Origin of the sequence: Stenotrophomonas sp. SbOxS2 (genome assembly GCF_013416715.1) — a bacterium.
In the GTDB taxonomy this organism is placed as follows: domain Bacteria; phylum Pseudomonadota; class Gammaproteobacteria; order Xanthomonadales; family Xanthomonadaceae; genus Stenotrophomonas; species Stenotrophomonas lactitubi.
In genome coordinates this window covers 695,429-715,640 of sequence record NZ_JAAVXD010000005.1, presented here as the reverse complement: position 1 = coordinate 715,640, position 20,212 = coordinate 695,429, and the positions used below count along the sequence as shown (strand labels likewise).

The 20,212-nt window shown below is 60.5% G+C and carries 17 protein-coding genes and 1 pseudogene; 12 read left to right on the top strand and 6 right to left on the bottom strand.

The features are described 5' to 3' along the window. Positions 1 to 2 precede the first annotated feature (2 nt). Together HFK18_RS12855 and HFK18_RS12850 are read left to right on the top strand one after the other, a co-directional pair. Positions 3 to 2,183, top strand: coding sequence for a DEAD/DEAH box helicase (locus tag HFK18_RS12855; protein ID WP_180166530.1), 2,181 nt, complete (start codon positions 3 to 5; stop codon positions 2,181 to 2,183). 253 nt (positions 2,184 to 2,436) lie between these two features. Beyond that, positions 2,437 to 3,069, top strand: coding sequence for a DUF6624 domain-containing protein (locus tag HFK18_RS12850; RefSeq protein WP_257216195.1), 633 nt, complete (start codon positions 2,437 to 2,439; stop codon positions 3,067 to 3,069). Between the two features lie 204 nt (positions 3,070 to 3,273). Here HFK18_RS12850 and HFK18_RS12845 read toward each other — a convergent pair whose 3' ends face one another. Continuing rightward, positions 3,274 to 3,816: an FAD-dependent oxidoreductase gene (locus tag HFK18_RS12845; RefSeq protein WP_180166529.1), complete on the bottom strand. Its 543-nt coding sequence runs from the start codon at positions 3,814 to 3,816 to the stop codon at positions 3,274 to 3,276. Positions 3,817 to 3,978: 162 nt separating this feature from the next. Between HFK18_RS12845 and HFK18_RS12840 the strand changes: the two genes are divergently transcribed. The 8 genes from HFK18_RS12840 (at position 3,979) to HFK18_RS12805 (ending at position 12,149) form a co-directional block, all read left to right on the top strand. Next, positions 3,979 to 4,437 (top strand): MarR family transcriptional regulator, encoded by a 459-nt coding sequence (locus HFK18_RS12840; RefSeq protein WP_180166528.1) that lies wholly within the window; start codon positions 3,979 to 3,981, stop codon positions 4,435 to 4,437. After that, the gene (locus HFK18_RS12835; RefSeq protein ID WP_180166527.1) at positions 4,434 to 6,503 is read left to right on the top strand and encodes an FUSC family protein; all 2,070 of its coding nucleotides are present in this window, start codon (positions 4,434 to 4,436) and stop codon (positions 6,501 to 6,503) included. Before HFK18_RS12840 ends, HFK18_RS12835 begins: the two co-directional genes overlap by 4 nt. Next, the gene (locus tag HFK18_RS12830; protein ID WP_180166526.1) at positions 6,500 to 6,709 is read left to right on the top strand and encodes a DUF1656 domain-containing protein; all 210 of its coding nucleotides are present in this window, start codon (positions 6,500 to 6,502) and stop codon (positions 6,707 to 6,709) included. Before HFK18_RS12835 ends, HFK18_RS12830 begins: the two co-directional genes overlap by 4 nt. Then, positions 6,706 to 7,623, top strand: a complete 918-nt coding sequence (locus HFK18_RS12825) for an HlyD family secretion protein (protein WP_180166525.1) — start codon at positions 6,706 to 6,708, stop codon at positions 7,621 to 7,623. The genes HFK18_RS12830 and HFK18_RS12825 overlap by 4 nt, the downstream gene beginning before the upstream one ends. 23 nt (positions 7,624 to 7,646) lie before the next feature. Continuing rightward, positions 7,647 to 9,080 carry an efflux transporter outer membrane subunit gene (locus HFK18_RS12820; protein WP_218946695.1) on the top strand — a complete coding sequence of 478 codons (1,434 nt, stop codon included), beginning with the start codon at positions 7,647 to 7,649 and terminating at the stop codon, positions 9,078 to 9,080. Beyond that, on the top strand, positions 9,081 to 9,419 hold the full coding sequence (locus HFK18_RS12815) for a hypothetical protein (RefSeq protein ID WP_180166523.1): 339 nt from the start codon (positions 9,081 to 9,083) through the stop codon (positions 9,417 to 9,419). Between the two features lie 80 nt (positions 9,420 to 9,499). Continuing rightward, positions 9,500 to 10,591 carry a Zn-dependent alcohol dehydrogenase gene (locus HFK18_RS12810; protein ID WP_180166522.1) on the top strand — a complete coding sequence of 364 codons (1,092 nt, stop codon included), beginning with the start codon at positions 9,500 to 9,502 and terminating at the stop codon, positions 10,589 to 10,591. Between the two features lie 106 nt (positions 10,592 to 10,697). Beyond that, a complete protein-coding gene (locus HFK18_RS12805) occupies positions 10,698 to 12,149 on the top strand; it encodes a coniferyl aldehyde dehydrogenase (protein WP_180166521.1) in 1,452 nt (483 codons plus the stop codon). Here HFK18_RS12805 and HFK18_RS12800 read toward each other — a convergent pair. From HFK18_RS12800 to HFK18_RS21830, 3 genes and pseudogenes are all read right to left on the bottom strand, one after another. Further along, entirely contained in the window at positions 12,091 to 12,453 is a 363-nt protein-coding gene (locus HFK18_RS12800) for a hypothetical protein (RefSeq protein ID WP_180166520.1), read from the bottom strand. The genes HFK18_RS12805 and HFK18_RS12800 overlap by 59 nt on opposite strands. Before the next feature lie 113 nt (positions 12,454 to 12,566). Further along, positions 12,567 to 13,901 carry an integrase arm-type DNA-binding domain-containing protein gene (locus HFK18_RS21835; protein WP_180166519.1) on the bottom strand — a complete coding sequence of 445 codons (1,335 nt, stop codon included), beginning with the start codon at positions 13,899 to 13,901 and terminating at the stop codon, positions 12,567 to 12,569. After that, positions 13,898 to 14,077 (bottom strand): annotated as a pseudogene (locus HFK18_RS21830) (integrase); the annotation flags it as partial. The gene HFK18_RS21835 and the pseudogene HFK18_RS21830, both read right to left, overlap by 4 nt. On the opposite strand from HFK18_RS21830, the gene HFK18_RS12790 reads away from it, so the two are divergent. Both HFK18_RS12790 and HFK18_RS12785 read left to right on the top strand, forming a co-directional pair. Further along, on the top strand, positions 14,007 to 14,612 hold the full coding sequence (locus tag HFK18_RS12790) for an NYN domain-containing protein (protein WP_180166518.1): 606 nt from the start codon (positions 14,007 to 14,009) through the stop codon (positions 14,610 to 14,612). The pseudogene HFK18_RS21830 and the gene HFK18_RS12790 sit on opposite strands and share 71 nt — an antisense overlap. Positions 14,613 to 14,701: 89 nt before the next feature. Next, positions 14,702 to 15,853, top strand: a complete 1,152-nt coding sequence (locus HFK18_RS12785) for a DUF3800 domain-containing protein (protein WP_180166517.1) — start codon at positions 14,702 to 14,704, stop codon at positions 15,851 to 15,853. Between the two features lie 258 nt (positions 15,854 to 16,111). Here the strand turns inward: HFK18_RS12785 and HFK18_RS12780 are convergent, their stop codons facing one another. Beyond that, on the bottom strand, positions 16,112 to 17,992 hold the full coding sequence (locus HFK18_RS12780) for an ATP-dependent helicase (protein ID WP_257216194.1): 1,881 nt from the start codon (positions 17,990 to 17,992) through the stop codon (positions 16,112 to 16,114). Positions 17,993 to 18,015: 23 nt separating this feature from the next. Further along, entirely contained in the window at positions 18,016 to 19,998 is a 1,983-nt protein-coding gene (locus HFK18_RS12775) for an AAA family ATPase (RefSeq protein ID WP_180166515.1), read from the bottom strand. Positions 19,999 to 20,212 lie beyond the last annotated feature (214 nt).

The window sequence follows — 20,212 nt, the reverse complement described above, 5'->3', positions numbered from 1 at the left end:
ACATGAGCACCTCCAGCGCGTTCCATTCGCTTCATCCCGGCATCCAACGCTACCTGTGGGCGGAGCAATGGGAGGCGCTGCGGGAGGTGCAGGAAATGGCCATCCCGGTCATCCTGCCGGCAGACCACGATGTCGTCATCGCAGCCAGCACAGCATCAGGAAAGACCGAAGCAGCGTTCCTTCCGGCCCTGACCCACCTTTTGAACGGCGATACAGATGGGCTGATCGTCTACATCAGCCCCCTCAAAGCACTGATCAATGACCAGTTCGGGCGACTGGATCGCCTATGCGAAGATCTGGATATCCCCGTTTGGCCATGGCACGGAGACATCGGCTCAACTACAAAGCAGCGCTTCTTCAGGAAGCCAACGGGCGTGTTGCTGATCACCCCGGAATCCCTGGAAGCGATGCTGTGCAATCGCGGCACGTCTGTGGCGGGCATCTTCAAGGGAGCAGCCTTCGTTATTGTCGATGAGCTCCATGCATTCATCGGAAGTGAGCGAGGGAAACAACTTCAGTCGCTCATGCATCGCATGGAGGTCGTCCTGGGGCGGAGAGTCCCTCGGATTGGGCTGTCGGCAACTCTGGGAGACATGCAAGCAGCAGCGACCTTCCTCCGCTCGGACGGCAGGGCGGCAATCGTCGATGCCCCGTCGGGCAACAACGAACTTCAGCTGATACTCAAGGGATTTGAAGAGCCTCCTGCCCCCCAAGATGCCAAGCACGAAGAAGTGGCGCCGCTAGCCGTTGCCAAGCATCTGCATGAGGTGCTTTGCGGCACGAACAATCTAATTTTTCCCAACAGCAGACGCGAAGTAGAGCGCTACACCCACCTCCTGAACCAGATAAGCGAGCAGGCCAATCGCCCGCGGGAGTTCTGGCCGCACCACGGCAATCTTTCCAAGGAAATTCGCTCAGACACGGAAGCCGCGCTGAAGCAGAAGGAGCGCCCAGCAACCGCGATCTGCACGAATACGCTGGAACTGGGGATCGACATAGGCGCCGTTAAGAGCGTGGCTCAGATTGGGACGCCCCCTTCAGTCGCCAGCCTCCGGCAGCGCATGGGCCGATCAGGGCGGCGCAAAGGCGAGCCGGCCATCCTCCGCGGATACGTCATCGAAGATGCGATCGACTCCAACTCCGACCTGAAGACCCGCCTAAGGCTGGACACGGTTCAATCCATCGCCTCTGCATTGCTCCTCATCGACAAGTGGTTCGAACCACCCGTCGCCGGTGGCGCTCATCTGTCGACGTTGGTGCAGCAGCTTCTGTCTGCAATCGCCCAGTATGGCGGGCTGCGCGCCCCCCAAGCGTATCAGCTGCTGTGTGCGTCCGGCGCGCCGTTCCAAGGGCTTTCAAGCGAATCCTTCGTAGAACTCCTGCGCCATCTTGGAAAGCAGGACGTGCTCACCCAGGACAGCTCTGGCTTGCTCCTCCACGGGCCGCTCGGCGACAAGCTAGTCAATCACTACTCCTTCTATGCAGCTTTCGTGGCTGACGAGGAGTTCCGTATTGTGGCGGCGGAAAAAACTCTGGGAACCTTGCCAATCACGCAAATGCTCGCGGCCGGCCAGCGCATCCTCTTTGGTGGACGCACCTGGCTAGTGGAGCAGGTCGATGAGGCACAGAAGACGATCTACGTCCTGTCAGCCAAAGGTGGAAGCCCCCCGATCTTTAACGGAAGCGGAGGGCGTGTGCATACCCGTATTCGTCAGACGATGCGTGCGCTTTATCGCGGTGAACTACGTCCAAAATTTCTGGACACTACGGCGAGCCGCTTCTTGGATGAAGGCAGGAACGCCTATGAGCACCTGGGGCTGGACGAGAACGTCTTACTGGACCAAGGAAGCCATTTCCTCCTCCTCACATGGGCTGGGGACGCTGCCAACGAAGCAATTGCGTGCCTCCTCGGCGCGAGAGACTTCAGCGCACAGGCCGGCAGGCTCGGCGTTGAGGTCACCAAAGGCTCGCAGACCCGCAACCATCTGCTGGAAGAGATCGCAGCCATCGCGTCACAGCCTGCACCAACGAGCGAGGAACTGCTGGTCAAAGCCAAGAACCTCGCCAGCCAAAAATGGGATAGCCTGCTGCCCCCGCGCCTTCTCAAGCGCTCCTACGCTTCGCTGCGCTTGGATGTAACTGAGGGCTTGGATTGGCTGGAATCGGCGCGCGCCACCATCTAGGGAGAAACGGCTTCATCGACATTGCCTCCCCACCATAGGCACCAGCCAGATCGCAAGATCGTCGCCGAATCAGAAGGGGTTCTTAGTGGGCTCGACAGTGAAGACGCCGATGCTCGCCAGCACTTTGCGGCGTTCGTTGTATCGACACCCCAGACACCCGTCCAGCACATAAGTACCCATGTTACTTTTGACCAGCGCCTCGCTGTCGTAAATTCTCGACTAGGCAACGAAATGATCAGTGGGTGGAACAGTCATGAAACCACGAGCGGCATCTCTTCTTCTTGTTGCAATTGGTTTGGGAGCCGGAACGGTGACTGCATCGAACTTGTCGAATGGGTCTACCGAGGTCGCGGGCCATCCAACTGACAGCCAATCATTGGCTGAGGTAGCGCAGCAGCTGATTGCTCTCGGCGAAGAAGATCAGCGTGATCGTACGAAAGCCATGATGCCTGGATTTGATGACGCGCGACTGGCAGAGGCAGACCGGCGCCGCGAGGCAGCATGGCTAGAGATCACGCCTGGAAAGCTGCTGGGCCTGAGCGAAGTTGGTGAAGCCGCTGTCTCCGCACAATTTCTATTGCTGCAACACTCTGGCGACCGGGCCCTACAAGCGGATATGGCCCGCCAGATGCAAGATCTTGTAGACAAGGGAGACTTCCCGAAGGATGCCTTCGCTACATTCGTTGATCGCCAGCTGGTCTACGACGGAAAGCCACAGCGATTTGGCACCCAGGCAAATGAGTCTTTTGAACTATATCCAATTGAAGACGAGAGCAATGTAGACAAGCTGCGTGAATCCATGGGGCTGCCACCTATCGCTCAGTTGCGAGCAAAGCTGCAGCAAATCAAGAACGCAGTGGCGTCCGGTAAAGGTCTTGGCGAATAGCTTTGTGAGGCAGTTCTGGGATCACTGCCCTGTTTGAAGATAACACTGCGCCTAACAATCTCGCGGACCGAGGCCCTCGTGTGCGATAGAGTGCGGAGCACCTATAGGCGCGATGGACGGCAGTCAGCCGTCCATGAACCTAGTCAAGCAGAACGAAGTTCGCGGGCGCCGCCCGACTTCAAATTGATGAGCTGCAGCGCATTCCTAGTGGCGGCGCTCGTCACTTTCAACAAGCATCTGCTTGGCTCGCTCGACGGGCGTCATGCATTGCAGGATGCGCAGTCGCACCTCCTGGTTGAACGCTTCGGCCTGCAGCCGCGAGTCGATCATGAAGCAATGCTCGGCCACGCCGGGAGTGCCAAAGTCGTTGGCGTGGCTGCCAATGGCGATCACCAAGGTGGTGTAGTCCAGCGCACGTGCAGGCACCAGCAAGCGTTGATCAGCCGAGATTACGGGGCCGACCAGAAGCTTTCTTCTGCTGCGATCCAGCCCTTGCAGGTCGCCGAACTGGCACATGAAGTCGGCATCGTGGGCCTGGGCAACGAACGGCGTCTGCTGCTGCGAGATGTCGCTGGTCCCGGCGGCAAGGGTGTGCAACATCGGCTTCCAAACATGCGCCGAGTCGCGGTCGACCAGCGTTACCGAATGCGCATCCGGCTTGTGGTGCCAGCGTCGAGCCAACACGGTGGCGATCTCAAGTCCGGCGATGCTGCCGCCGACGATGACCAGTTTGTGCTGTTCTTTCATACCGTTTCCTTGTCTGAGGCTAGTTCCGAGACATCGTTCTGAAGACTTCAAGTGGTTGCCATAAGGCGACAGGGTCGCTCGGTACTCCCGCCCCACTTGCGCATCACACCACATGATGTATCATTACATGACGTATCATTCATCTATCAGAAGGGCACATCGATGCAAGCTCGCCATTGGCAAGACTTAGGGCCGTTGCTATTCGCAGTGGGGCAGTCATGGCGCCGGCTACTGGCGCAGCGGCTCAGCGAAGAAGGACTTTCCGATGCCACTGCCCTGCTGGTGCTGGTCATGCGGCAGTCCGGTCACCAGCCCCTGCGACAACGCGAGCTAGCGCAGCGGATGGGAGTCGAGAATTCAGCGGTGGTCCGTCTGCTGGATGCACTGGAGAGCAGTGGACTGGTCAGCCGGCGGGAAGATCCCGCCGACCGGCGGGCCAAGTTGCCCGAGCTGACGGAAGAAGGGCGTCGCCTCGGGGAAAGGGTGGACAGAATTGCCAGCGCATTCCGCGAACACTTGCTGGCCGATATTCCGTCCAAGGATATTGCCGCAATGGAGAGGGGTCTCAGACACCTGCGGAATACCCTGGACATATGCATTCTTGAAGAGAAAAAAACATGAAGCCAGCCGCAAGCGCGGTGACGGTTGAGGCGGTGGTCTTCTCTCTGAAGACGTTCGCTACGGCGATGCTGGCCTATTGGCTCGCGCTGCGCTTTGGGCTGAAGAATCCCTTCTGGGCCGTCGGCACGGTGTACATCATTGCGCATCCGCTCGAAGGCGCGATCACCTCAAAGGCTGTCTTTCGCCTGACCGGTACCGTGCTGGGTGCGGTCGCCACCGTTGCGCTGGTACCCAACCTGGTGTCCTCACCGGAACTACTGTCGCTGGCAGTCGCGCTGTGGACCGGCGCTTGCCTGTTCGTCGGCGTCCTGGACCGCACGCCGCGCAGCTATGTCTTCGTACTCGCCGGCTATACCGTGGTGCTCACCGGGCTGTCGGTGGTCAATACGCCACAGACCAGTTTCGACACTGCGGTGGCGCGGGTGGAGGAAATCGGCCTGGGCATCCTGTGCGCGGCGCTGGTGAGCCGTGCGGTGCTACCGCAACGCGCCGGCAAGGTGATGTCCGTGCGGGTCGATGCCTGGCTCGGGAACGCCGCGGTACTGGCACGAGATGCCTTGTCTGGCGCCGGGACCTCCACACAGGCGCTGAAAGCGCGCCAAGCGCTGGCTGCGGACGCGGTCGATCTGCGCAGCTTCACCACCCATCTCGGCTACGAGACCCGCGAGGACCGACAACTGGTCGAGCGCATGCATGCCTTGCAAGCACGCATGGTGGCACTGCTGCCGCTGCTGTCGGAGATCGCCGACATGGTCGCCAGCCTCGACCAAAGCCCGCATGGGCGTGGCGAACAAGGCCCCTGGCTGGAACGAGTCTCGGAGTGGGCTGCACACTATCATTCCGACCAAGGCGTGGCCGAGACTGGCTCCCTGCTGGCACAGTTGCAGGCATTGGCACAAAACCCCCGTGCCGCCGACTGGCGCAGCCTGTCCGCCATCCGTCTGGCTAAGCGCCTGCGTGATCTGGTAGAAGTCTGGCGCGATTGCCACGACTTGCGCGTCGATTTGGCCAATGGCACCAAGCATCCATTGAGCAATGTGCTTGGCTCGGGGGCGCGTACGCCGGTGACCCTGCACACGGACTACGGCATGGCTTTGCTGTCGGCCATTGCCGTGGTGCTGGCGATCCTGATCTCCTGCGCGCTATGGATTGGCACCGGCTGGAGCTATGGGTTGGGTGCGGTGCAGATGGCCAGTATCCTCTGCAGCGTGCTGGCAACCCTCGACGATGCCGTACCGGTGATACGCAAGGTACTGTGGATGGTGCTGTGGGCGACCTGTGCAGTCTTCGTCTACGAATTCGGCATCCTGCCTGCGCTCGACGGCTTTCTCGCACTGGTGTGCGCGCTGGGGCTGTTCCTGATCCCGGCCGGGGTACTGCTGGCGATTCCCGCACGCTGGCTGCTCGGCTTCCAGCTGAGCGTGCTGCTGATCTACATGCTGCAGCTGCACGACCGTCCGGCACAGGACTTCGCCGCCTTCGCCAATTCCTCCATCGCGACCTTCGTCGGCATCTTCATCGCCATCGCCACCATCGGCACGGTGCGCTCGGTCGGCGCTGAAGCCAGCGTGCGCCGGCTGCTGCACGCCGGCTGGAACAGCATCGTCACCGTCGCCACCTCGCGCTCGAGCGGAGTCGGCGAACACATGATGCATCGGATGCTCGATCAGGTCGGTCTGCTGGTACCCCGTGTGGCCGCGCTGCCGGCCGGTTCCGACCTGCATGGCAACGACCTGCTGCGCGATCTGCGTGTAGGCCTGTGCGTACTGAAGATCCAACGCAACAAGGCTCAACTCACAGTGGACCAGTGCGCGGCCGCAGAGCGCTTGCTGGAGCACGTGGCCGGGTTCTACCGCAGCATGCAGCGCCGCCAGCCGGTGTCGCGCGAAGCGCTGGGAGAGGCCATCGACGCCGCCCTGCCTGCGCTGCTGCCGACCAACGGAGAAAGCCACGCCCCACGGCGTGTGCGCGATGCCCTGGTCGGCCTGCGCACCGCCGTGCTGACGATGCCCCCCGCCGCCGGTGGCGCAGGTGCATCGGCCAGCCCGGCCGGAGCCCCCGCATGAACCCGGTCACCGACATTTACGGCATCTATGTGCCGAGCTTTGCCCTGCTGGCGCTGACCTGCTACATCGCCTACCGCTATTTGCAGCGGTTGCTGGGGTGGCTGGGCTTCTACCGACACGTATGGCACCGCGCTCTGTTCGACATTTCCCTCTACTTAACCTTGCTCAGCGCCACCGTGCTGCTTCTGGAGAAACTGCTGCGATGATTCCGTTCCGCGCTCACTGGGGACGTATCCTCTTGACCCTGTCGATGTTGGCCTGCGCCATCGTGCTGGGCCGCCATCTATGGGATTACTACATGAACGCGCCTTGGACGCGAGATGGCCGTGTACGCGCCGATGTGGTCCGGATCGCGCCGGAAGTTTCTGGCACCATCACCGAGATCGCCGTCGTCGACAACCAGTTTGTGCGTCGCGGAGACGTCTTGTACCAGATCGACCCGGAACGCTTTCAATTGGCACTGCAGCAGGCGCAAGCCAACCTCGATGCTAAGCGTCAAGCTCTGCAACTGAGGCAATCCACAGCGCGACGCCGCACCGAGTTGGAAGGGTCAGGTGCAGAGACCGCTGAGAGTATCGAACAAGCCGGAAGCGACGCTACCGTGGCACGGGCCGAATACCGCAATGCCACCGCCGCTCTGGATGTCGCCAAACTCAACCTGGAGCGCACCACAGTCCGTGCGCCTGTCGATGGTTATGTCACCAACCTGAATCTGCGCTCGGGCAACTATGCTGCCGCCGGCAGCAATCCGATTTCCCTGGTTGATGCCAACAGCTTTCGCATCCTGGGGTATTTCCAGGAAACACAGGTAAGTCGCATCCATGTAGGAGATCCGGTCGAGATCCGCTTGATGGGGTTCCATACCCCGCTGAACGGCCAAGTGGAAAGCTTCGGTCGCGGCATCGCCGATGGCAACACCGCTGGCGACCATCTCGGTCTGCCCAGTGTAGATCCGGTGTTCAACTGGGTACGCCTGGCCCAGCGCATCCCCGTGCGCATCCGTATCGGGCAGCTGCCAGACGGCTTGATATTGGCTTCCGGTATGACTGCTAGCGTCTATGTGCAGGCAGCCAGTGACGGAAACTCTTCCCGCACAGCGGCTCGGGGGGAGGCGAAATGAACCGGCCCCTATGGATTGGAGCGATGTCGCTGACACTACTGGCGTTGACGGCATGCACCAGTTTGCAGCCGACTTACAAGCGTCCGGCTCTACCGGTGGCAGATCACTGGTCTGGGCAGCAGACGGTGGCGGGTGGCGATGCGGCGGTGAAAATTCTATGGATGCAATTCGTCGCCGACCGGGACCTGCGCGAGCTCATCCGTCACGCGCTTCAAGACAACCGCGACCTGCGCATCGCGGTACTCAACATCAATAAGGCACGGGCGATGTACGACATCCGCCGCGCCGACCTGCTGCCGGGCGTTGACGCCGCTGCCGGCGAGAGCGCGCAGCGCACGCCGGCTCCCGTTTCGTCCACAGGTACCACCCTCGTCACCCATGCACTGAGCGCGAACGTGGCGGTCAGCGCATACGAACTGGATCTGTTCGGGCGCGTACGCAGCCTGCGCGACCAAGCCCTGCAGCAATATCTGGCCACGGAAGAGGCCCAACGCAGCACCCACCTGGCCCTGGTCGGGGAGGTGATCTCCGCGTATCTGCAATGGACGGCGGACACCCAAGAGCTGGGCCTCGCCAAAGAAACGCTGAGGAGCCGTCAAAGCGCCTTCGACCTGCAGGAAAGACGCTTGAAGGCGGGCAGTGCCGCGGAACTGAATCTGCGTCAAGCCGAAGGAGAACTGGAAGCAGCCCGTGCCCAAGTGCTGACAGCCGCCTCCACGGTTGCCATGGATCGCAATGCGCTTGAGCTGCTGGTCGGCCACCCGCTGCCGACGGACCTGGCACCTGCCGCTTCTGTGGACGAGGTCCTGGCCGTGCAGGAAGTCCCGGTGGGCTTGCCTTCGGACCTGTTGCTGAACCGCCCGGACATCCTTGCCGCCGAGCATCGTCTGATCGGCACCAACGCCAACATCGGAGCCGCCCGCGCAGCCTTCTTTCCGACAGTGACGCTGACCGGCTCGGCCGGATTCGCCAGCGACGGCCTGTCCGATCTCTTCGAGGGACCCAATCGCGCTTGGAGCTTCCTGCCACAGATCAGTCTTCCGATCTTAGATGGCGAGCGGCGCAAGGCCCATCTGGCCGTCGCCGAGGCCGAGCGCGACATCGCAGTGGCCCAATACGAGCAGTCGATCCAGACCGCATTTCGCGAGGTCGCCGACATCCTGGTGCAGCGCTCCAGCCTGGCCGGACAACTGCAGGTGGTCGAGCGCCGTGTAACGGTCGCCCAGCAGGTGCACGACATGGTCCAACGACGCTACAAGGCTGGTCTGGCGACCTATCTGGAAGTGCTGGAAGCACAGCGCACCCTGTTGGCCACCCAGCAAAGCCTGATCTCGGTTCACAGTTCTCGTCAAGCCTCACTGGTCAGTTTGTACAAGGCACTGGGCGGAGGGGGACTGGAGAAGGAGGAAGGCGTCGCGACGGCGGCCGGGAGCGGCACTGCCAGGAAGGGGAAGTGAGTGAAGGTCATTTCCCCTAGTTTCCTTCCCGATGCATGCCAATGCATTAACCATGGAACTCAAGTCGATTTTTCGGAGAAGACCATGTTTGATTCCGTAACTAAATTCTCCAGCCGCTCGCGCTGGACGTGGTCGTCCGCTGACGTCCGTTCGCACAAGGTGCCAGAAAAAACCGAGGCACTTTACGCCAACCTGGTGCTTGCAAGTAGCCGGACCTGGAAGAACCTGAGCAGTGCCAGCTCAAACGTCTGCAAAGCACGTTGCTCTCATGGAAGGCAAGGTCATGGCTTTACGGCCATGAAAGTCTTCATCCGGGCCGGGCCGGTCTCAAGTTTCTAACGCCGGGTCTGATCTGGCGTCATCACCATGCTGTTACGCAAGCCGTCTCAGCCGACTAAGTGCCAACCTGGAGAACATTCATGAAAGCAGCCGTCATCAATGCAACCGGCAACAAATTCGAGATCGAGGACATACAGATCGCCGCACCCATCGGACGCGAGGTGCTGGTGCAAGTCAAAGCGTCGGGCTTGTGCCACACCGACTTGCACATGGCCACGCACGACTACGGCATCCCGCTACCGGCCGTGTTCGGTCATGAACTGGCCGGCGTGGTGCTGGAGGTTGGCCCGGATGTGCGCGAATTCGCCGTTGGCGACCACGTCGTGGCCTGCCTGATCCAGTATTGCGGGCACTGCGAGTCCTGCCTGGCGGGCCGCACTTACCAGTGCAAGCACCCGAATGAAACCCTGCGCGACCCGGCGCTGGGCCATCGCCTGAGCAAGGATGGCAAACCCCTGACGCCAGCGTTCGGCACTTCGGCTTTCGCCGAGCGCGCCCTCGTCCATGAGAACCAATTGGCCAAGGTGCCCGAGGCACTGCCCTTTCCGCAAGCCTGCTTGCTCGGCTGCGGCACCGTGACCGGCGCAGGCGCGGTCATCAACACGGCTGGCGTGCGCCCCGGCGATTCGGTCGCGGTGATCGGCGTCGGCGGGGTCGGCCTGAACGCGATTTCCGGCGCCAAACTAGCCGGTGCCACCCGCATCATCGCCATCGACCTGCAACCGGCCAAGCTCGAACTGGCCCGGACCTTCGGCGCGACCGACGTAGTCGATTCCTCGCAAGGCGACCCCGTGGCCAAAGTACTCGAACTCACGGGTGGCGGCGTCGATCACGCCTTCGAGGTCGTCGGTCTGAAACAGACCACCGAGCAGGCGGTGCGCATGACCCGCGTCGGCGGCGGCGCCTATGTGATCGGCGTGCACAAGCCCGGCTCGACTATCGAGCTGAAGGTGACCGAAGAAGTGCTCTCCGCCCAGCGCAGGCTGCAGGGCGTGAACATGGGCTCGAGCAACATCAAGCACGATATCCCCATGTACGCCAATTTGTACCTGCAGGGCAAGCTCAACCTCGACGACCTGGTGTCGAAGGAGATCAGTCTTTCGGAAATCAACGAGGCCTATGCGGAGCTGAACGGCGGCAAGATCGCGCGGAGCGTGATCACGTCGTTCTGAGGCCGTGTTCTTTTCGAAGTCGTTATGTCCAAGTCAGGACGCAGTCCTCTCTGGAACGCCCTAGTTTGGATTCATTCACAAGTCCAATCACACGAGATTCTTGACCATGAGCAATGAAATCCCCGCCGCAGACCAAACGGTGATCGCTGACCTGCCACGGCTGTTGAAACTTCAGAAAGACGCCGTACTCAAAGACGGCGCTCCCAACCTTGCCTTGCGTCGGGATCGTCTGGCCCGGCTGTCAGCGCTGCTGCACGACAACCGCCATAAGCTGGCGGACGCGATGTCGCAGGACTTCGGCAATCGCGCCCGTGCCACCAGCCTGCTGTACGACGTGCTGGCGCTGCTCGGCTCCATCGCCCACACCCGCGAGCACCTGCACCTTTGGATGCAGCCGGACCTGCATCCGGATCCGGCACCAGGGGCCTATGCCCGCGTCGAATATCAGCCGAAAGGCGTGGTTGGCGTGGTCAGCCCGTGGAACTTTCCGGTACAACTTGCCATCGGCCCCATCGTGGGCATCCTCGCCGCCGGCAACCGCTCGCTGCTCAAGCCCTCCGAGCTGACCCCGGCCACTTCGGAACTGCAGAAGGAACTGATCGCTGCCGCATTCGACGAGAGCGAACTGTCGGTCGTCACCGGCGGTCCGGCGGTCGGCGCAGCCTTCACCGCGCTGGCCTTCGACCACATGATCTTCACCGGCAGCACCGTTGTGGGCAAGCACGTCGCCCACGCCGCTGCCGACAACTTGGTGCCGGTAACCCTTGAATTAGGCGGCAAGTCGCCTGCGATCATCAGCCATTCGGCCGACCTGGAACAGGCGGTGAGCCGCCTGCTGACCGCCAAGGTACTCAACTCGGGCCAGTTATGTGTCTCACCGGACTACACGCTCGTGCCCGAGGACAAGCGCGAGGCCTTCGTCGAAATCGCCAATAGGACGATTGCGCGAGTGTTCCCGACCCAGACGGACAACGCCGATTACACCACCATCGTCAACGAACGCCACTTCAACCGCATCAATGGCCTGATCGAGGATGCACGCGCCAAAGGTGCGAAGATCGTCCCGCTGGTCCCCGCCGGCGAAGCGCCGGTTGATCCTGCCACGCGCCGCATTGCCCCGACCCTGGTGCTGGATACCCAGCCGGGCCAACAGATCCTGGAAGAGGAAATCTTCGGCCCCCTGCTGCCGGTAATCACCTACACCACGATCGACGAGGCCATCGCCTACGTCAACGCCCGTCCGCGCCCGCTTGCGCTGTATTACTTTGGCAAGGATGCGCTGGAAGAACGTCTGGTGCTGGACAGGACCACCTCCGGCGGAGTCACCATCAACGACTGCATAAGCCATCTCTCTGACGAGAACCTGCCGTTCGGCGGCGTCGGCGATTCGGGGCAGGGTCATTACCACGGCGTCTACGGCTTCCGCACCTTCAGCCATGCCAAGGCGGTGTATCGGCAGGCCGATCTGGTGCCGGCCGCGGCCCTGGTCAGCCCGCCGTTCAGCGAATCCAACCGCGCGTTCCTTGAACAGGCTTTCGCCGCGTTCGCACCGAAATGAACGCCGTCCGGCTGGTGGGAAATACCCCGCCAGCCGGATCCACGAGACGATTCTTCAGCTTCAACCGCCGCCTCTGGGAAGACGGCACAGGCCTGGGGTTCGCCTCCTGTTCGTCGTCGCTCGCGCCGTGACCGGCGCCGAAAAAGATACAGCTGGGCAAGAGTCTGGCCAGCACGAAAACGGCTGTGGCTTCCAGCCGCTTGGTCAGTTCGCCGGGCGAGAAGCGATTCTGGCCACCAGCGCGATAGGCCTCCGCAAGGCCACCGCTCGAATAGGCAAGCCCAAACTCCTTGCCTTCGACCATGCCCCCCCCGGTCCGTAGGCCCAGCCGAATGCCAGCACTTCATCAATCCACCGCTTCGCGAATGCATGCGTGACGAACCATTGGACGCGGTACTGCAAGATGATGCGCTCATACTAGCCGGCGAAATCGAACATGAAAGGCAATCGTTTCCTGGCTAATGCCTTTGCACGCGCTTCCGGAACTCCCAGCGCAAGCATGATGCCCCGCACGACCTCTGGAATATAGCTTTTGTCGTTACCTTCTCTAACGATGCGCATCATCGCAGCCAGCAATGTGCCGGAAGCAATGTCGCAGCCTGCACTGACCGAAGCGCAGGTGTCGTCGCCCGACGCGATTCCCCGCCTGACATTCGATTCGGTCATGCGATGGGATGCCGAGCCGAAAATGGGGCCATACAAAGAAAGGTTGACCATGCCCCAGCCCCAGCGGGAGAGCTTCTCGGCGACCGACAACGATCCGCGCTTTTCCACCTTGCCGATGATGTCCAGCAGGTGCGCACGGGTGATGTCGTAGACGGTCAGGTGACGCAGCATCGGGAACACGTCTTTCTTGAAGACACGTCCGATCTGCTCCAGGCTGGTCTGCCGTCCTTCCTCCAACGAAGGCCGGCGGTGGTCCAGCCACTGCTCGTAGACCGCCTTGAAGGTGTGTTCGCCGGCCAGGACGATCGCGTGCCGCTTGCGCTTGTGTTCGCTGTGGGGATTGACGTTCTTGGCCAGCAACGAACGGGCCTCGTCACGCAGGTCGCGGGCTTCCTTCAGCGAGAGTGCCGGATAGCGGCCGAAGGTGATGCGCTCACGCTTGCCTGCCCACGTATAGCGGAAGTGCCAGTCCTTGGTCTTGGTGCCGATGGCGGAAACGTAGAGGTAGAGGCCTTCGAAGTCGGCCAACGAGTACGGCTTGCCAGTGGTCTTGGCCTGCCGAACCATGAGGTCTGAAAGCATGATCCCAACTCCTGGAAAGCGAGTTGAGTGCCATGTTTCCCATCGATCCCCGGCTCCTCCAGCAACAATGCGGCACGGGAAGCTCGCGCATTGTTTGGGCCACTTTTTGTACCAGTTTGGACCGGCCGTCAGTGGCTTTCGCTGGATGTCACTGGATCGGAAATTTTGAAAAAACCGAACCGTGGCAATGACATGCAACACTCCGTGGACGTTCTTGGAGCTCCCCGGAAAGTCGAAGTGGAGCGGGTTCTTCTCTCCAAACCCGCGTCCATAATCGCGGGCAAGTTGCTCAGCCAGGGTAGGCAGGATTTCCTCGCCATATCCGGCACGCTGACCGGCTAGCACTTCCGTATGAATGCGCTGCCCGATGCGCCAAAACAGCAAGGTCAGCTCGGCATTGACCGCCGAGTCGGCGCGCTGGTGCGACGCCTCTATCAGCCCCCGGATGTCGCCCAGCAGCGCCACCGACGTTGGTGCCTCGACGGATGCTTTACGCCGGGTCATGCTGTCACCTCCTTGGCTCGCTGCATCCCGTTGATCGTCTTGCGCCGATTCGCCACCAATTCGGCTGCGTCTCGCACTGGCTTGTCTTCCGTGTGGACGTAGCGCATGAACATCACAACAGTCTTGTGCGCCGTCAGCGCCAGGCCAACCTTGACCGGGATGCCCGAATTGGCAATGCAGCGTGCCGACACCTTCTGTCTAGTGACAAGTGACTCGGACTTCGCCTATTTGTGTCGCAAGTTGCGAGAGCGCGGTGCATCGGTCTGCATCGTCGGCGAGAGCAAGACGCCTGACGCACTGCGCAATGCCAGCGACCAATTCTTCGAATGGACACGCCCTGAGCATCCCCACACAACGGCGGGCTCCACGGCCGCAATACCAGCAAAGGACACTCTCCCCAAGACAGAGCCATCCAACGATCAGACTAAGCCCGTCGTTAAGCGCCGGCCGCGCTTCCTCGTTGAAGCCGTCGCTCTGCTGACCGGGAGCACTTCGGACGGCAAGGTCACGATGGGCCTACTCGGCCAGTACCTCAAACGCACCGACCCTGCGTTTTCCCCGCAAACCTACGGTCACTCTGGGCTGCTGAGCATGGTTAAGACCTACGATCTGCTGATCGCGCACCAGCAGGACGGAGGTCACTGGTCTGTCAGCTTGGCAGCGAAGGTGGACGCCTCGACGGAAAACCTGAACTCAGTGATGCCTGATTGACCTGTGTCCTGACCAGATATGACCCGAACGTCCATCGCTCCTGTAGCTGCAGAAGCTGAATTCGCATTGAGTAGGCGCTAGTTCCATCCATGAATATCACGAAATCGAACCTGCCGCTCTTGGAACTCCGCCACTTTAGGTCGCCGGAGCTGACCTGGATCCCAAACACGGACACTCCATTTACGCTGTATTACGACGAGACCAACAACATCCGTCGCTTGGCGTTGACCGAGTCAGGCCTGAACCATCAAGCGCTGGACTGCTTTGTGCTCGGTGGCATCGCACTTAGACCCGGAGCGCGGCTTCCAGAAATCGAATCACTCAGAAGAAAGGCCCGCATCCAACCATCGACGAAAGAGCTCAAGCTCAAACACTTTGCAGAAGGCGATTACGCCGCCTGCCTCGACTCGGCCAAGCTAGAGATCTTCTTGACGTGGGTGCTGGACGCGCCCGTGCACTTACACTTTTCCAATTTCAGCGTCCTGAATTGGGCTATCGTGGACCTGGTCGACTCCATCTTAGCGGTTGACCGCTATCGACCGCTGCAGGAAATCCACCAGGATTTGAAGACTGAGCTACATGCCCTGGTTCGAACCGACCCTCTGGGCTACTTCCAATTGCTGAAGACGTTTGACTATCCCAATATCGCGCCGGAACGACACGCAGAATTCCTACACGCGGTTCGCGCATTCTTGTTTCGCAATGGTTTCATCTTCAGAAATTTTCACACGATGACCCTATCCGACCTCCTGCAAGAGGCCGCGGCTGATGTCACGCTCGTCTTTCTGACCGACAACAAGTCCGACGTGCTCGTGGATCGGTTTGACGACGTGTTCCTTCAACGCATGGCTACCTTCCGCAGAGCCAAGCATGTGTTCGACGAAGAGGATCAGGTCCGTCGACGCTTGTACGAAAGGAGAGTGGTCATCGACGGCCAGACCGTCGACTACTGTTTCGCAAACTCCAAGAGTGAGCCCGCCATTCAGATCTCGGATGTCCTGTGTGGGCTGCTCGGAAAGCACTTCAGCTCCATGGAAAAGCATTCGATCGAAGAGTTGGAGGCATGGACCTCGAGCCTGTCCGATCGGCAGCGCCGCAATCGCGCCTTGCTGTCGCAACTGATCGACAATGCCCACGAGGAGTGCCCCGCCTTCTTGTTCAATCAGGCGCCAAAGGAGAGCCAAGCCAAGAGCGAATGGTTCTTGGATGGCGCTGAGTACCCCGAGGACTATAGGGACTAGGCAACCGAATCCCCTCCGGGCTTGGAGCACGCCCTCTCAAGCGACAAGTCTGCCAATGTCCTGCGGCCAGTCCACCCGTTGAAGGCCCCGCCGCCTTCCGCTTTACTCAACTCTGGAAACGACGCAACTTCAGGTATTGGCCGAATTTTCGAGAGGCGCGGGCAGACACCCTCTCAATCCGCGACAAGGCCGCGCGCAGCTGCGAGTGTGGCACGGAGGGGCGTCCGTAAACAACGCTCGTCCTTCCAGCGTACGAATCTATGTCAAGCTCCTACTGCTTACACCCGCCTCCTCCAAGAGCCTATAGAGTGCAGCGATGTCAGCCCGCCCCCCTCGCTCATGGCAATAGGTGAAGATGACCCGCTGCTTCGCGCGCGTGAACGCGACAAAGAAACTCGCCTTTGCCTCGTGCTCGTCCTTGGAGAAATTCCACCACGCCTGGTCATCAAGACCGACAAAGATCACCGTGTGGAACTCCAGGCCTTTACTCTTGTGTATGGTCATCAAAGGTGTTGCCCCAATTCCCTCATACGCATCTAAGGCGCCCTTCCACCCTTTGCCTCCTTCGGAGCATTGATGGAGATGAGTAACAATGCACTCCAGCACTTGTTCCAACCAGTCGCCCTGTCCGTAGGTGGAAACCACCGCAGCCAAGCATTCGCGCCCCAAGAAGTCAGCGATCTCGCCAATCAAAGAGGCAACAGCACCCAACGACGCTGGAGGGTCGGCGTGCTGACCCCTGAGTTGAGTCACAAAGGCGTCTAGATCATGGGCAAGCTGGCCCTGCGCGCGTTCATCCTCACTCGAGACTCCCCACAGCCGTCGCAGCGTTGCCTGACTCGAAATCCAGTGCCGCCCAGCATCTGTGACCATCGCCAAGCGAAGCACACCGATGATCCACCGAGAGGCTTCCTCCGTCAGCAGATCCTGCAGGGCGATCTCACCAATCTTTCCCGCCGCATTGAACAAACTCAGACCCTTGCTTGCGAAAGCAGGCTCTAGGTCGGCAAAGTAGTTCTGAGGGAGCTGACGCACAAGAACCGCCACCTCGTCGGGATCGAGAGCCTCATCACGAATCACACGCGAAACGAACTCAGCAAGGCCTCGAGTCTCCCGTTCCGCGGTTGTGAAATTCCACACTTCACAAGTCCCGACTGTTCGCACCGCCGGCGCCATCGAAACAGGCACGATCGCCTGCGGGTCGAGTGCCCGAGCGAGGACGGTCTGCATCTCTACTAGATCAGAAGAAGAACGATAGTTGTTCAACAACCTTACTCGCTGTGCGCCATAATCTCGCTCGAAGGCAACAAAGGGATCACGCATAGCTCCGGCCCAACGCATGATCTGCTGCTTATTGTCTCCAACCGCGGTGATCTCGGTGCCCGAGCCCAGGAAGATGGCACGCACCAATTCGTACTGTTCCCTCGTCGTGTCCTGGAACTCGTCCATGAACACATGGGAGTACGTAACCTGCAGCGCGCCACGAATCTGTGGATTCAGCCGTACGAGCAACTCTGCCAAGCGCGCCAACATCTCGAAGGTGAGTTGGCTCGGTTCCTGCCCATGGAGCGATTGCATCCAGAAGCACTCAGCGGCCCATTGCTCTGGCGTCGGTGCCTCGAAACCGTCCTCCTGAAGCGAATTGGCCAGCACAAAGTCCCTCTCGAATGACGTGTCCGAGATAGCGCGAATGTCTCGTTCTGTACCGACCTCTGGCGGCACCTTCGGCAGGCGACTCAGGAACCTCTCGTAATATCCCCTGTGCGGAATCAGAATCTGGTAGTCGGGGGCTGGCCGCCATGCGTCCGGCAACGCCTGGCCGAAGCGATCTACCAAGCTTTTCGCAAACGCCGAGAACGTCATCGAATCCAAGCGTTCTGCCTGACGGGGATGGCAACGCGCACGAACTCGTGCCATCAGATTCTCGGCGGCGTCACGCTTGAAACTGATCGCTAAAATTCGCCGGGGGGATCTCGAAGCACCCGTCTGCAGCAGGAACGCGGCACGCTGCGCCAACAGCTCAGTCTTGCCCGCGCCGGGTCCGGCGATCACCGAGCAATGCCCCCCCGAGCGAACGACGTCAAGTGCGTTCTTCTCCAGTCCTCCTACACCCACTGGTGTCCAGTGTTCGGGCTTCATCCGCCTGGGCGAGGCAACCATTCTCAATTGCCCCGCAACTCATTTTGGATATGCTTCAGCAGCCTCTTCAGCACCTTCGGCATGTTCTCCGCCAAGTCGGTCTGCCCAATATGCGTCAGCGCTTCAAGGTGAGTAACGGGCTTGCTATGGGTGAGGAAATGGTACCGATAGTCAGGGAAGAGAGCTGGATACGCCTCCAATTCGTCTACATAAAGCAGCGTCCCAGGGCCCGTGGTACCAAGGACTACGTCAGCCGCGCTCTGGATTGTGAGCTTCGGTCCGCCTCCCGGAGGAACAATCGCCTCGTAGGCCTCGGGGAACGCCTTTAACATCGCCAGATCAAGGTCCAGCGGACCAGAGAAGAATACACCGTACTCCCTGAGCCTCACGACCCAGCCGGAGATGATTTTCATCTTTTCCGGAGTCTGCCATGTATGCATCTTCGCGAAGCGCTCATCAGGAAGAACACCGTTCTTGATCCTGAGCAGTTCGTCCTTCGATTCCCCCATTTCGATCAGGTGCTCAATCGCGGTCTTGACTCGGCCAAAGCCACCTCCCAACCGGCCAAGGTCCAGATCCAGCAGCGTGACATAGGGAATCTTCAGCTGCTTCAGCAGTCGCCAGAAATGCTGAACGTGGCGACCGCCCAGCGGCACAATGGCAACGAACGCGGGGTCGATCGCTAGTTCCAGCGATCTTGCCAGCGCCGGCAGGACGATCCGCTCCGAGTCGCCTTCAACCAACACAACGAAACGCGCGAAGTACAACTCCGGGTAGGCCAGAAGTGCGCCACGCACGAACTTCGCCGCCTCGTCTGCTGCAGCCGGCAGCTTGATTCTCCTAATTGTGGAGGTCCTCTTTTTCGGATCCTGACGGCAGTACCTGACCTCCTCCGGTTGCACACGGCTCAGCACGGCTGGCGAATGACTGGTGATCAGCGCCTGACTACCACCACTCTCGGTCAGGGAACGCACCTGCTCTATGATCCGACTCAGAAAGAACGGGGACAGATGGTTTTCCGGCTCTTCGATCGCGAACAGACTCAGCGCGGGCACCCGCAGCCTGTCGTCGGCAAATCCAGCCAAAGTTCCACCTGCCACTTGGCGTTCCAGATCGAACACGGCCGCGACCAGCGCAAAATAGAACAGCGATTTTTGTCCATCGCTGAGGGCCTCGAGACTACGCTCGTGACCATCGGGGCCTTGCGCAAAGACCACGGCAATCTTGTTGACGACCTCCTCAAAGCGAGTGCTAACTAGGCTCAGCCGGGGACGCGTGTCCACCACCTCGTCGTGAAGAGTATCCCAGCGCTCACCAAGAGCCTGACTGATGGCGTGAATCGCCGGTTCGCTCCCGAACACGGCGGCAAGTTCTGTCGGCGCCTGCTCCACGGCACCGGTGGTTGCCTCGGTCCACTCGATCGCACGAAGCAGGCGAGCCGCCAATGCGCCGGCCGAAGCCTTGACCTGTGCAATGGGATCCCGACTCGCGGGAGTGTAGTAGAGCTGGATGAGCCCACGTTCCGATGCAAGGACCGGGGTCAAGACGGGGGCGACTGGATCGTCGTCCAAGGTCTCCATCCAATACAGCTCTTGGGACACCTCTCCCTCGACGGTGCCATCGTCCTGCCATGCCGCCTCCAGACGCATCCGACAGACCGGTGCCTGACCCGGTTCGCTAACCTGCATTCGCCGGAAGGATGGCGCGATTCCCTCGGCAGTCGCGCCCCCCGCCTTGAGCTCAGGGAAGCTAATGACTACTTCGATGAATAGCGCCTTGTGGTCACGGTCATCCGGGCTGTCTCTCGGTCCTACATGGAAATCGGATCGATAAATCGTGCGCTGCGCGCGAGACACGCCAAACAGCTTGGTCAGCGCTTGCAACACTGCCGTCTTCCCGGCGGCATTCGGACCAATGATGGCAGTCACACCCGAGGCCAGGGAAATCTTGGTCGGTTTTGCCCCGAAACAACGAAAGCCCGAAATCCGGACGGATTCAATGCGCATAGGATTCCCTTCCCCCCCTTTCTGGACGAAGCGGAATTATAGAGAGAACCCGCGCCCACGAGCAGCCTGAAGAGCCCGGGTGGAGCGCCAGAGAGCGGTACCCCGCTCCACCTCGCCGATTGTGGAGATGATTTCCTCTCAATTCCGGATGCGCCAGAGAGCAGAGGCTGGCTCTTATCCATCTCCCATGCTGCCCCCTCAGGAGTCCACACGG